The sequence below is a fragment of the Candidatus Goldiibacteriota bacterium genome (genome assembly GCA_016937715.1).
Taxonomy (GTDB): Bacteria; Oederibacteriota; PGYV01; order PGYV01; family PGYV01; genus PGYV01.
In genome coordinates this window covers 1-12220 of record JAFGWA010000083.1, presented here as the reverse complement: position 1 = coordinate 12220, position 12220 = coordinate 1, and the positions used below count along the sequence as shown (strand labels likewise).

Annotated in this window: 13 protein-coding genes; 12 read left to right on the top strand and 1 reads right to left on the bottom strand. The window is 43.2% G+C overall.

What is annotated here, in order from left to right:
* Positions 1 to 177: 177 nt before the first annotated feature.
* The 12 genes from JXR81_08635 to JXR81_08580 are packed head-to-tail and all read left to right on the top strand — an operon-like array spanning position 178 to position 10104.
* The gene (locus JXR81_08635; protein MBN2754911.1) at positions 178 to 1467 is read left to right on the top strand and encodes a UDP-glucose/GDP-mannose dehydrogenase family protein; all 1290 of its coding nucleotides are present in this window, start codon (positions 178 to 180) and stop codon (positions 1465 to 1467) included.
* A gap of 15 nt (positions 1468 to 1482) precedes the next feature.
* Positions 1483 to 1755 carry a hypothetical protein gene (locus JXR81_08630; GenBank protein MBN2754910.1) on the top strand — a complete coding sequence of 91 codons (273 nt, stop codon included), beginning with the start codon at positions 1483 to 1485 and terminating at the stop codon, positions 1753 to 1755.
* The gene (locus JXR81_08625) at positions 1742 to 2374 is read left to right on the top strand and encodes a hypothetical protein (protein MBN2754909.1); all 633 of its coding nucleotides are present in this window, start codon (positions 1742 to 1744) and stop codon (positions 2372 to 2374) included. The genes JXR81_08630 and JXR81_08625 overlap by 14 nt, the downstream gene beginning before the upstream one ends.
* A 37-nt stretch (positions 2375 to 2411) precedes the next feature.
* Positions 2412 to 3272, top strand: coding sequence for a YicC family protein (locus tag JXR81_08620; protein ID MBN2754908.1), 861 nt, complete (start codon positions 2412 to 2414; stop codon positions 3270 to 3272).
* Between the two features lie 31 nt (positions 3273 to 3303).
* Positions 3304 to 3609 carry a DUF370 domain-containing protein gene (locus tag JXR81_08615; GenBank protein ID MBN2754907.1) on the top strand — a complete coding sequence of 102 codons (306 nt, stop codon included), beginning with the start codon at positions 3304 to 3306 and terminating at the stop codon, positions 3607 to 3609.
* On the top strand, positions 3606 to 4187 hold the full coding sequence (gene gmk, locus JXR81_08610) for a guanylate kinase (GenBank protein MBN2754906.1): 582 nt from the start codon (positions 3606 to 3608) through the stop codon (positions 4185 to 4187). The genes JXR81_08615 and gmk overlap by 4 nt, the downstream gene beginning before the upstream one ends.
* A complete protein-coding gene (gene rpoZ / locus JXR81_08605) occupies positions 4184 to 4417 on the top strand; it encodes a DNA-directed RNA polymerase subunit omega (protein ID MBN2754905.1) in 234 nt (77 codons plus the stop codon). Before gmk ends, rpoZ begins: the two co-directional genes overlap by 4 nt.
* Positions 4418 to 4420: 3 nt before the next feature.
* Positions 4421 to 5602: a bifunctional phosphopantothenoylcysteine decarboxylase/phosphopantothenate--cysteine ligase CoaBC gene (gene coaBC / locus JXR81_08600; GenBank protein MBN2754904.1), complete on the top strand. Its 1182-nt coding sequence runs from the start codon at positions 4421 to 4423 to the stop codon at positions 5600 to 5602.
* A gap of 21 nt (positions 5603 to 5623) precedes the next feature.
* The gene (locus tag JXR81_08595) at positions 5624 to 7147 is read left to right on the top strand and encodes a S8 family serine peptidase (protein MBN2754903.1); all 1524 of its coding nucleotides are present in this window, start codon (positions 5624 to 5626) and stop codon (positions 7145 to 7147) included.
* 18 nt (positions 7148 to 7165) lie between these two features.
* On the top strand, positions 7166 to 8176 hold the full coding sequence (locus JXR81_08590; GenBank protein MBN2754902.1) for a hypothetical protein: 1011 nt from the start codon (positions 7166 to 7168) through the stop codon (positions 8174 to 8176).
* Positions 8166 to 9299, top strand: coding sequence for a glycosyltransferase family 4 protein (locus JXR81_08585; protein ID MBN2754901.1), 1134 nt, complete (start codon positions 8166 to 8168; stop codon positions 9297 to 9299). Before JXR81_08590 ends, JXR81_08585 begins: the two co-directional genes overlap by 11 nt.
* Positions 9292 to 10104, top strand: coding sequence for a glycosyltransferase family 2 protein (locus tag JXR81_08580; GenBank protein MBN2754900.1), 813 nt, complete (start codon positions 9292 to 9294; stop codon positions 10102 to 10104). The genes JXR81_08585 and JXR81_08580 overlap by 8 nt, the downstream gene beginning before the upstream one ends.
* A 52-nt stretch (positions 10105 to 10156) precedes the next feature.
* On the opposite strand, the gene JXR81_08575 is transcribed toward JXR81_08580, so the two are convergent.
* On the bottom strand, positions 10157 to 11980 hold the full coding sequence (locus JXR81_08575) for a tetratricopeptide repeat protein (protein MBN2754899.1): 1824 nt from the start codon (positions 11978 to 11980) through the stop codon (positions 10157 to 10159).
* Positions 11981 to 12220: the final 240 nt, after the last annotated feature.

The window sequence follows — 12220 nt, the reverse complement described above, 5'->3', positions numbered from 1 at the left end:
GTTATGTAGCAGAAACGGAGGCAAGGTTATAAAAAAGCGGACATTTTCACTTTGCCAAAAAGCGGACATAATTACTTTGCCTTGACAATCGCGGTTTCCAATCTTGTAAAAACCCTTATTTTATGGTATAAAATAAGGTCAGGTTATACGTATGTCCTTTACTATTTATTGGAGGTTTTGATGAAAATTTGCGTGGTAGGAACAGGTTATGTAGGGCTTGTCACAGGCACCTGCATTGCCGACCTTGGAAATGATGTCACCTGCGTGGATGTGGATGAGAAAAAGGTTGAAAACCTTAAGAAAAATATTCTTCCCATATACGAACCGGGGCTTGAAGAGCTTGTAAAAAGGAACATGAAAAGGCTTAAATTTACCACTTCCATAAAAGAAGGGATGAAAGGCGCGGAAGTTATATTTATCGCGGTGGGCACCCCGCCAAAACATAACGGCGAAGCAGACCTTACGTTTGTCAAAGAAGTGGCAAAAAGCATCGGAAAACACATGGACGGCGATAAGATTATTGTTGATAAAAGCACGGTTCCAATCGGAATGGGAGACCTTGTTGAAAGTATAATTGAGGATAATTACAAAGGCAAAAGCAGGTATGACGTTGTGTCGTGTCCGGAATTTTTAAGGGAAGGCAGCGCCATTCACGATTTTATGAATCCGGACAGGGTGGTTATCGGCGCCAAGAAAAAAGACGCGGCTGAAAAAGTGGCCGGTATTTTTGCCCCTTTAAAATGCAAGATAGTGGTAACAGATTTAAGAAGCGCGGAGATGATAAAGTACGCGTCTAACTCTTTCCTTGCCACAAAAATTTCATTTATAAATGAAATAGCCAATATATGCGAGCGCGTAGGCGCCGATGTTTCCACAGTGGCCGAAGTAATGGGATATGATAAAAGAATAGGCGGGCAGTTTTTAAACGCGGGCGCGGGCTTTGGCGGGTCGTGTTTCCCTAAAGACGTGGCAGCGCTTATTAACATAGCACGCAGCGAGGATTACGAGCCGTTAATTTTAAACGCGGTCATGGAAGTAAACAAAATGCAGAAAAAACTAGTTTTAAATAAAATTAAAAAGATGCTTGGCACAGTGGAAGGCAGGGCAATTGGAATTCTTGGAATTGCTTTTAAGCCCAACACGGATGACATAAGGGAAGCGGTGGCGCTGGATGTAATAAAATCCCTTTCGGAAAAGGGCTGCAGGATAAAAGCGTTTGACCCGGTGGCAATGCCTAACGCAAAAAAAATCCTAAAGAATGTGACTTTTGTGAAAGATGCTTACGAAGCCGCTGAAAAAGCGGAATGCCTTGTGGTCTTAACCGAATGGAACGAATTCAGGGAACTTGACCTTAAGAGAATAAAATCGGCGATGAAAAAACCGGTGATTGTTGACGCAAGAAACATATATGACCCTAAAACCGTAAAAAAGCAGGGCTTTGAATATACGGGTATAGGAAGAAATTAATTTAAGGGGTGCAAAATGGCAAAGAATAAAAACAAAGAAAACAGGCAGGCGGCGGCATCGGATGATACAAAGTACACAATGAAGGACTACCTTGTAATAAACGCGATGTTCTGGGCGTTTTTAATTGTCCTGTCAATTGTGGTATTTATTTCCACCGGCGCCAAGTGGGACGGCGTTATGTCCAGCGTGTTCACTTTTATTTTTCTTGTTTTTGGCTTTGGTTTTACAGCTGTATCAATTTTTGATTTTGTATATGACAGGCTGGCGGATAAAAATGAAGCTAAATAATTTATTTTTAGCGTTTATATTTGTTATCATGTCGTCCGCGCTTTACGCGGAAGGCGCGGTTACGCCTTCGGCGCAGCCGGATAACACCGTATTTCAGGAAAAACTTGACGCAGCCAAGAACAGGTCTGATTCCGCTTTAAAAGCGGCCGAGGACGCCATAACAGCGGCGCAGTCAATGAAACAGGAAATGGCCGCGTTAAAGACAGAACTTGAACGGGTAAAAAATCAGCTGGCTATTGCTGATGAAAAAAGCATAGAAACAAGGTCGGCTGTGGCTTCCCTTGCGGGCGTAAAAGAAAGCATTGCCCTGCTTGATGAAAGGTTTATTAAGTATAAAGAAAAAGCCGATGTATACATGAAAGAGTTTTCCGACGTCAAACAGCAGATGGACGCAAGGACCGGAAAAATGCAGAGCTGGGATGACATTATGGGGGTTTTAAGAAAAGAGATTGAAAATAATGAAAGGGAAATTGCAAGGCTGAAAAAAGAGATAAACGGGTTAAAGTCCGCCTATGGTACCGATGACAATGTTCTTAACATGATAGCCAGCTGGCCGTATATAGGGCTGACAGCGCTTGTGGTTTCAATTATTACTTTTGGAGTGGTACTTACCAAATAAAATTATGGGCCCAAAAGCCCAAACGAGAGGATAACATATGTCTTACAGCATGACAGGATGGGGAACATTCCGCGCGCAGGGATATTCCATAAATTTAAGAGGGCTTAATTCAAAGTATAAAGAAGTGGTGCTGCATCTGCCTTCCGAGTTTTTCGCGGCAGAGCCGTATATATATAAATTTCTGAATGAAAAGATAAACAGGGGAAGAATAGACCTTTATGTGAACATAGAAAAAAACAATGCTGCAAAAAAAGTGGAAACAGACGAAAAACTTTTTAAATCCGCTTACGCTGCTTTAAAGAAACTTTATAAGACGGCGGGCATTAAACAGGAAGTCCCCGCGTCACTTATCATTGAAAGGGTTGAAGGGATTGTAAAGACAGAAACCGTTGGCGGCGCTTCATATACATGGGAGAAAGTAAAACCCGCAATTGAAGACGCTTTTGAAGATTTTATGAAGATGAAAAAGAAAGAAGGAACCCGGCTTCTTGCTGATATAGGCAAAAGGGCGTCTTTTATAGATGCCGAAGCTAAAAAGATAAAAACACACTTTGAAACTTTCAAGGAAGAATACATACAGAAAACCCGCGAGCGCCTTTCCAAGATACTTGAAGGCAAAGAGGCAAAAAGTTTTTTAAGCCTGGATGTGGTGGAAGCGCTGGATAAGCACAATATAACCGAAGAACTTGTAAGGATAAGTTCGCATATAAAGCAGCTGGAAGTGTTCATAAGTTCCGGTGAAGTGGCGGGAAGAAAGATAGACTTTCTGGCGCAGGAACTTTACAGGGAAGTAAACACCATAGCTTCAAAAGTGTCAAACCCGGCGGTTTCTCACAGCGTTATATCCATAAAGGAAACCACGGAAAAGATAAGAGAACAGGCGCAGAATCTGGAATAGCAGCCTGCAACTTTAAGAAGGTGCGGCAATAATGGAGCTCTTGAATTTAGGTTTTGATAACGCGGTGGTGGCATCAAGGGTAATTTCTATAATTGCCGTCAATTCCACCCCGGTCAGGCGCATGATAGAAACGGCGGGAAACGCGGGCAGGTTAATTGACGCTACGCACGGCAAAAAAGTAAAGTCCGTAGTTATTACCGACAGCGGGCATTACATAATCTGCGCCATACAGCCGGAAACTCTTGGCGGAAGGCTTGAAAATGTAAAACAGGAAAAGAAGCAGTTAAAGGAAGCGGCAAAAGAAAAACCAAAAGAAAAGGAACCGGATAAAAAATGACAAAAGGCCTCATATTTGTAATATCGGCGCCGTCGGGCGCCGGCAAGACTACGGTTACAAGCGGGTTTTTAAAGAATCGCGGTGATTTTACGGTTTCTGTTTCCGCCACGACAAGGCAGCCGCGGGCGGGCGAAAAAAACGGCGAGCATTATTATTTTTACACGCGGGATGAATTTAAAAAACTTATAAGAAAAGGCGAGTTTCTTGAATATGCCAGGGTGCTTGATAATTTTTACGGCACTCCCAAGAAACCCTTAATAAAAAGCACGCAAGAGGGTAAAAATGTAATAATGGACGTGGACATACAGGGCGCGAAAAACCTTAAGAAAAAACTTAAGGATAAATGCGTGACCATTTTTATCATTCCGCCTTCTCTGACGGAACTTGAAAACAGGCTGAAGAACAGAAAAACAGAGTCTGAAGAGGATTTGAAAAAAAGGATAGAGCTTGGAAAAAAAGAAATGCTTGAAAGAAAAAAGTACGATTACATAATAATAAATGACAGCGTGGACAACGCGGTTAAATACCTTGACTACATAGTCAACCTTGAAATACAGGAAAAAGGAGGCAGTAAATGAAGAAGATAGATTTTTCAAGCGAGGATCTAACGGAAAAGATGCCGAACAAGTACGCGGCGGTTATTGTGATTTCAAACAGGGCAAAAGAAATAAGGGAGAATCCCGGTGAGATTGATGAAAAAGACAGAAAAGTAAAACCCCCGGTTACCGCGATAAAAGAATTCAGGGAAGGCAAGCTTAAATTTGCCGATTTTGACCTTGATATAATCAACGTGGAAAAAGATAAATAAAAAATGGATACGATACTTCTTGGCGTGACAGGAAGCATTGCCGCTTACAGGGCGGCAGACATGGTCAGAAGGTTTCAGGATTCCGGATTTAACGTAAACTGCGTGCTGACGCAGGGGGCAAAGGAATTTATCACCCCGCTTACGCTGCGCACTCTGTCCGGAAATCCCGTGTACGATGACCTGTTTTTTGAGTCTAAAAATCATTCATCGCCTGTCACGCACATCGGGCTTGCGCAGAACTGCGCGGCGGTGGTAATCGCGCCGGCAAGCGCCGATGTAATAGGCAAAATAGCGTCCGGGATTGCCGATGACCTTTTAACAACGGTGGTAATGGCGGCGTCCGGTAAAAGGGTATTTATCGCTCCTGCGATGAATACTGCCATGTGGAACAATAAAATTGTAAAAGAAAACGTACAGAAGCTTGAAAAACTTGGTTATATTTTCATAGGGCCAAAAAAAGGAAAACTTGCCTGCGGCGACAAAGGCGACGGCCATATTGAAGATACGGGTAAAATTGTGTCTTCTGTCACGGAAGTGTTAAAAAAAAAATCCTTAACCGGTAAAACAGTACTTATTACGTCCGGCCCCACAAGGGAATTCATTGATGACGTCCGTTTTATATCCAACCCTTCATCCGGCAAGACCGGATATTACCTTGCGCAGGAAGCAAAAACGCGCGGCGCTAAAGTTATCTTTATTACCGGTAAAACATCATATATGCCGGGAGCGGATGTAATTATTGAAACTGTATCCGCGTCTGATATGTTAAAAGCGGTTAAAGACAATATAAAAAAAGCGGACATAGTTATAGGTGCGGCTGCCGTGGGTGATTATACTGTCCCAAGGCACAAAGGCAAGATGAAAAGGGGGGAAGGCCTTGAAATAAAACTTACACCCACCGAAGACATAATAGCCTGGGCCGCGGCCAATAAAGGCAAAAAATTTATAGCGGGATTTTCCGCGGAAAGCGAAGGCGGGGAAAAAAGGGCCGTGGAAAAGATGAAAAGGAAAAAATTAAACATGATAGTCTTTAATGACATATCAAAAGAAGGCCGCGGGTTTGAATCTGATGACAACGCCATAACAATATTTACCGGCAAAGGGAAAAAAGTTTTTACAGGCGGCGGTACAAAGCAGGAACTTGCCTCTGTGATAATAGACAATATAATAAAAGCGGGTGGATAATTGAGAAAAACCGCCGCGTTATTGATACTATTTATATCGTTTGCCTTTCCTGTAAAGGCATCAGAGAGCATAATTATAGGTTTTAAAAAAACATTTGACCCGTCTGTAATGGAAAATTACGCCAAAGAACGCGGCTGGAAAAAAGCTTCGCGCGAAAGCCTTATTGTTTCCGTTATTGAAGAGGGCGGCTGCAGGGACATAAGGCCTCACTTTGCCGCTTTAGATATCCGCTGTGTTGAAGTGCCGGACGGCATCAATATCACTGAAAAAATTTCCTATTTCTCCTCGCTTCCTTTTGTTGAATACGCGGAGCCGAATTATAGAAGAAAAGCAGGGTATACTCTTGTTCCTGGCGGGCCTGATGATACGTATTATCAAAATCGCAGCCAGTGGGGTTACAATAAAATTCAGGAAGATAAAGTTTTCGCGGAATCGCTTATTCCTCCGGATTTAAACCGACTTATAGTTGTTGCGGTTATAGATACGGGATTAAGAAGGGAACATTCTGATATCAGCGGCACTACAGTTAACGGAATAAACGCTATTGATGGAAGTACTAATGTGGATGATGACGCAATTGAAGGGCATGGAACACTTGTATCAGGTGTTGTTATTGCAAATGTCAACAGCGCATCGGGGATAGCAGGAGCCGCTTACAGCAATGGCACCTCGCTGATAAAAGTAATGCCTGTAAAGGCGCTTGATGAAGAAGGGTTTGGACATGATGCTGATATTTATTACGCCTGCGTGTGGGCGGCCGATCATGGGGCTAATGTAATAAATATGAGTTTTGGCGGCAGCTACGGAGGAATTACCCTGCAGAACGCGGTGGCATATGCCGCCCAAAAAGGGTGCGTGCTTGTGGCGTCTTCGGGAAATTCCGGGATAAATGAAAAAGTTTATCCTGCCGCTTATTCACAGGTAATAAGCGTCGGGGCGTCTGATGAAAATGACAACCGTGCGGCTTTTTCCACTTACGGTAAAGTTGATTTAACAGCACCGGGTGTTGGTATTACAACAACATCAAAAAATTCGGGTTATGAATCCGTGGACGGTACTTCTTTTTCCGCCCCGTTTGTATCCGCGCTTGCCGCGCAGGTTATACTTTTAAACTATGGAATTAAAGAAGAACGGGTAAGAAAAATAATGCAGATGTCCGCGGATGATATAGGAGACCCGGGTTATGATATTAAGACAGGCTGGGGCAGGATTAACGCCTACAAGGCTCTTACAGAAAATCCTGACAGGGCTGTTGAAATGCGCACCTATAACTGGCCGAATCCGTTTTCCCCCGACCGTGAAAGAAATACAACAATTACATATGTCTTATCTGCACCGGCTGAAACTGTTATCACAATTTATGACGCGGCAGGCGATATTGTATGGAAAAAGACAGTTGATATTTCTTCCGCGTACACAGGTTACAATTATGTGAAATGGGACGGTAAAACCACAAGCGGACGTAAAGCCGGCAATGGAACTTATTTTTACACAATCAGCAGCGGCGCTTTGAGAGGCAAAAATAAAATAACAGTTTTACACTGACACTACAGGAGCATAAATTTGTTAAGGGACATTTGCAAGACGGTATTATCCGCATCGCTGTTTATTATTTTTGCATCCGCTGTATTACAGGCGGAAGGCGGACAGGCGGGGGCTTATAACAAACTTGGAGCCGGCGTAAGGGCAACAGGCATGGGCGGCGCGTATACTGCTGCGGCTGATGATACGGCTTCCGCGGTATATAATCCGGCGGGGCTGGTGCTTCTGCCCGACCTTCAGCTGTCCGCGGAGACTTATATTATGTCTTTTAACAGGGCGGTCAATTACATTTCAATAGGCAAACCTTTTGATATACATAAAAATATATATTCTGTGGGGTTTTCCTGGTTTAATTACAGCGCGGGCGGCGACATAGAGGCAAGGTCCACCGATTCATACGAACCTGATTTTTTAATTTCCGATTCTGTAAATATATTTATTTTTTCGGCCGCCACCACTCTTGCCGGCAACCTGTTTGTAGGTGGAAATTTCAGATATTATCTGGAAACTATAGGGAAGACAAGGGGTTCCGGGACGGGCTTTGATTTTGGAGCCATACTGAAAATTAATGAATGGTTAAGGGCGGGTATAAATATTTCAAATATCAGTACTTTTATAACATGGAATAATTCCACAATGGTGGAAACCATCCCTTTAACCGCGTCCGCCGGGTTAAATGCATCCGCCGCTGAACCGTTTGGCGTAAAAGGGCTTAAACTTTCCGGTTCCGCGGATTTTCTTTATTCCTCCTATGATTATATAAAAGCGGCCGCGGGCGGAGAGCTTACATGGAATGATTTTGCCGCGGTAAGGCTTGGATTTGACGGGCAAAGTATCACTGCCGGCGCGGGCGTTAAACTTAAACCTTCGGAGATATTTTTTATAAAAATTGATTACGCGTTTAAACCTGATAATATAGTTCCGGGCGCGGCAAACCACAGGCTTGGCATTACCGCGGATTATATCTTTCCGCATTTTGCGGGAGTGGATGATGTTACCAGAACAGAAAAGGCGGGCGCGGATGAGTGGTAAGAAAAAAATAGTTTTTGCTGAATACTTTTCTTTTATTGGCGGCGGACAGATTGTACTGCTTAACCTGCTGAAGGGTTTAAGAAAGACTTATGACGTGGAAGTCCTGCTTATGAAAGAAGGCCCTTTTGAAACCCTTTTGAAAGCCAATAAAATAAAATACACCATTATAAAAGCTCCGGAAAAACCCCGGTACAGATATATCTTTGCTTACTTTAAATTCGCGGCAACGGTTTATGATTATTTTAAAAAAACCGGCGCGGTGCTTTTATATGCCAACGGTTTTTTAAGCCTTAAATTAACGGCTATGCCCGCTTTTTTTGCCGGGTTAAAAATGATATGGCACAAACATATAATAGTTGATAAAAGGCCGCTTTCTTATTTTGGGCTTAACGCGCTTTTTTTGTCGTTATTTGTAAAAAAGATAATATGTGTTTCAGGCGCTGTAATGCGGTCAATGCAAAATGCCGGCGTAAAAAATGAAAAGATGGCTGTAATTCATAACGGAATGAATCCGCTTATGTATTCCAAAACACAAAGGAAGAAAATAAGGGCGAAATACGGCATTACAAATGAGTTTATAGCAGGAACGGTTGGTTTTTTCAGGCGCAATAAGGGGATAGAACTGTTAATAGACGCGGCGGAAATTGCCGTGAAAAAAAATAAAAAGATAAAGTTTTTAATTGCCGGCAAAGGGGTGCAGGGTGACGAGGAATTTGAAAAGTATTTAAGGGAAAAAGCGGGCAGTAAAGCCCTTAAAAATAATTTTATTTTTGCGGGATACGGCGACAGAAAAATTTTTATTCCGGCTTTTGATGTTTTTGTGCTTGCCTCGCCCGCGGAACCGTTTGGAATGGTAACCCTTGAAGCGTCTTCAATGGGGGTGCCGGTGGCGGCGTTTAATACAGGCGGTACGCCTGAAATAATAAAAGACGGGGTTAACGGATACCTTGTAAATGAAGTATCCGCAAAAGCTCTGGCTGCAAAACTGCTTGATGTAATGAAAAATAAAAAACAGCTTACAAAAACCGGCAGGGCGGCGGCCAAAAATGTAAAAGAGAATTTTACAGTAAAAGCACAGGTTGATAAGACGGCATCACTGATACAGGGCGTGATAAATGAATAAAACCGCGGGTAATGTCTCTGTTGTAATAATCGCGCAGAATGAAGGGCGGATTATATCGCGGTGCCTTGAATCCGCTGCCTGGGCAGGGGAAATAATTGTGGTGGATGGCGGCAGCACCGATAATACCGTACAGATATCCCGAAAACGCGGGGCAAAAGTTTATATCAGCAGTTTTAAAGGTTTTGCGGCGCAGAAAAATTACGCCATATCAAAAGCCACAGGCAAATGGGTGCTGTCTCTGGATGCGGATGAGGTTATAGAAGAGAAACTGGCGGAAGAGATAATTGACATTAGCAGTTCAAAAAGCCCGTGTGACGGTTATTATATCCCAAGAAAAAACTTTTATTACACAGGAAAATTTCTGCGTTTTGGAGGGTTGTATCCTGACAGGCAGTTAAGGCTGTTTAAAAAAAATTCAGGCTGTTTTGAAGGGGCGGTTATTCATGAAGGCCTTAAGGTAAACGGCACAACAGGACACCTTAAAAACGCGCTTCTGCATTTTACAAAACCCGGCATAAAGGCGCACATAGATACTGTTAACAGGTACACCGGACTGGAAGCGCGGAAGAACGCCTGTGCGGGCAGAAGGGCTACAGGTTACACAATTTTAATAAAACCCGCGGCATATTTTCTAAAACACTATTTTTTAAAACTTGGTTTTCTTGACGGGGTGGAAGGGTTTATTTATCATATGATTTCCGCGCATTATGTCTTTATAAAAGAAGTAAAGCTTGCTGAATTATCCGGATTTAAAGGTGTTAATTTATCTGCCACAATTCTGGACAAAGGAAAAAACAAACAATAAAAAAGCCCCGGACGGTTTGTCGCCGCCGGGGCCTTTTTTATTATATAAACTGTTATTTAAATAAATCCTTATAGATGTCGCCGGCAACCGGGGCTGCCACGGACATTCCCTTGCCCTCTGAATCGCCGCATATTGCTATGGCATATTCCGGGTTTTCGGAGGGCGCGAAAGAGATAAACCACGCGTTTAACGCGCCGCTTTTTCCGGATGTACCGGTCTTGCCTGCAATTGAAATGCCGTTGACCTTTGCTTTGCGGCCTATACCGTTTTCAACTGAATCAATCATAAGTTTGGTTATTTTATCCGCGGTTTCCGGAGTAACAGGTTTTTTTATAACCCGCGGCGCCGCCTGATAAATGATTTTGCCGTTTATGTTTCGTATTTCTTTAATCATGTAAGGGTCCATCATTATTCCGTCGTTTGCGATTGTGGCTGCAAGAAGCGCGGCATGCAGGGGGGTGATTGTGTAGTTGTGGCCTTCGTAAGAAAGTCCGCAAGCGTGCATCGCAAGGTCAAACTTTGTACGGTCATTCATAGGCGCGGAACTTGTTTTTACGGGGATAGAAATCTTTAAATTGCGTGTGACATCCATAAAGCCAAGGTCAAGCTGCTGGCCAAATCCGAATTTTGTGTTGTATTCCGTAAGGCGCGGAGAACCGATTGCAAAAGCAAGTTCCGCGGCGCCTATGTTGCAGGAAGTGTCAACAGTCTGTTCAAGCGATTTTACTCTTCCGTGTTTGGTCCAGCACCAGAAAATTTTATTGTCGTAATAAGTGTGGCCAGGGCATTTAACGGGAAATATTTTTTCCGGATCAATGGCGTATTCATATGCGCTGGCAATGGTTATCATTTTAGCTATTGAACCGGGTTCGTAAAGTTTATCGGTAGCCCTGTTTAAAAGGGGTTTGTTGCGGTTGCCAACAACGTCCCACCAGTCCTGGTCTATTGTGTTGGGTTTAAAGGTAGGCTGGCTGTATAAGCCAAGAATTTCGCCTGTTTTAGGGTTAAGCACCACGACCGCGCCTTTATACCATCCAAGCGCCCTGCTTATTGTGTTCTGAATCTTGGAATCTATTGTAAGGTAAATTCTGTTTCCCGGAATGTATTCGGCAAGATGTTTTTCAATGCCTTCTTTTGTTTTTCTTCTTTCGCTGTCAAAACCGGTAACATGCGCGGCTCTCTGGTCAAGTATGTATGTTTTTTTGCCCTGTCCGGGAATAAGGTTATACCTTGCCAAAGGTTCTCCGTTTCTGTCGTACATATAATATATCGCGCCTTTGTTTCTGTCGTCTTCCGCAAGCGAAAGGTTCTTTCTGGCTTTTGAAAGTTTTGGATTATACTGAAGCGCTTTATTATAATATTTAATTGCTTCGTCAAGGTTAGTGGCGGCATGCGCGCATGAACCAAGGCCGAAAACAGCATCAGCGTCAAACTGGTTTAAAGCAACAGCGTGTTTGAATTCTGTCTGAGCGTATTTGTAAAGCCCTCCGTCAAGGAACTGATTTCCTATTTCGGAGTGGTTGATAGTTTTATTTGCCTTTAATCCCGCGGCAATGGCTTCCGTGTAAAGTTTTTCCGCTTTCTCAAAATCACCCTGTTTTAAAGCGACCGTGCCAAGCCCGTCTATGGCAAGCGCGCCGTCGCGTTTTATATTTACCGCTTTGTTGAACTTTGAAGTGGCTGCGGCCAGTTTTCCCTTTTTTAACTGCGCGGCGCCGCTTTTTACGTTAAGGGCGTACTGAAGGTTCTTGCCAAAAAAATGAAAAGCGCCGGCAAGGACCGCGAAAGCAAGCACCGCCCAGAAGATAAAACCAAGCCTTTTTCTTTTATAATAAGCACCGCCGGACAGGTGGCTTATTGGTTTTCTGTTTAACATTGATACTCCTCCTTGAAAAACAAAATTTTCATCATAATAACACATGTACGGCTTTTGTGTCAAACCGGGAAAGCACACACCTGCAGAATATCGCCTTTTAGCGCAACAATTATGCTTTTTAGTGCGTCATATAATAATGAAAGATAAGCGCCGCCACTGTAACCGCAAAGTGATAATGTCCTAAATATGCAAAATAGAAATGTCCTATTCCAAGGCGTGGTAGCATAGAAATACGGAGGT

Coding starts and splice junctions, on each gene's coding strand:
- JXR81_08575 (MBN2754899.1), bottom strand. CDS start 11,980: ATGTTAAACAGAAAACCAATAAGCCACCTGTCCGGCGGTGCTTATTAT.
- coaBC (MBN2754904.1), top strand. CDS start 4,421: ATGGATACGATACTTCTTGGCGTGACAGGAAGCATTGCCGCTTACAGG.
- JXR81_08620 (MBN2754908.1), top strand. CDS start 2,412: ATGTCTTACAGCATGACAGGATGGGGAACATTCCGCGCGCAGGGATAT.
- JXR81_08585 (MBN2754901.1), top strand. CDS start 8,166: ATGAGTGGTAAGAAAAAAATAGTTTTTGCTGAATACTTTTCTTTTATT.
- JXR81_08625 (MBN2754909.1), top strand. CDS start 1,742: ATGAAGCTAAATAATTTATTTTTAGCGTTTATATTTGTTATCATGTCG.
- JXR81_08630 (MBN2754910.1), top strand. CDS start 1,483: ATGGCAAAGAATAAAAACAAAGAAAACAGGCAGGCGGCGGCATCGGAT.
- rpoZ (MBN2754905.1), top strand. CDS start 4,184: ATGAAGAAGATAGATTTTTCAAGCGAGGATCTAACGGAAAAGATGCCG.
- JXR81_08615 (MBN2754907.1), top strand. CDS start 3,304: ATGGAGCTCTTGAATTTAGGTTTTGATAACGCGGTGGTGGCATCAAGG.
- JXR81_08580 (MBN2754900.1), top strand. CDS start 9,292: ATGAATAAAACCGCGGGTAATGTCTCTGTTGTAATAATCGCGCAGAAT.
- gmk (MBN2754906.1), top strand. CDS start 3,606: ATGACAAAAGGCCTCATATTTGTAATATCGGCGCCGTCGGGCGCCGGC.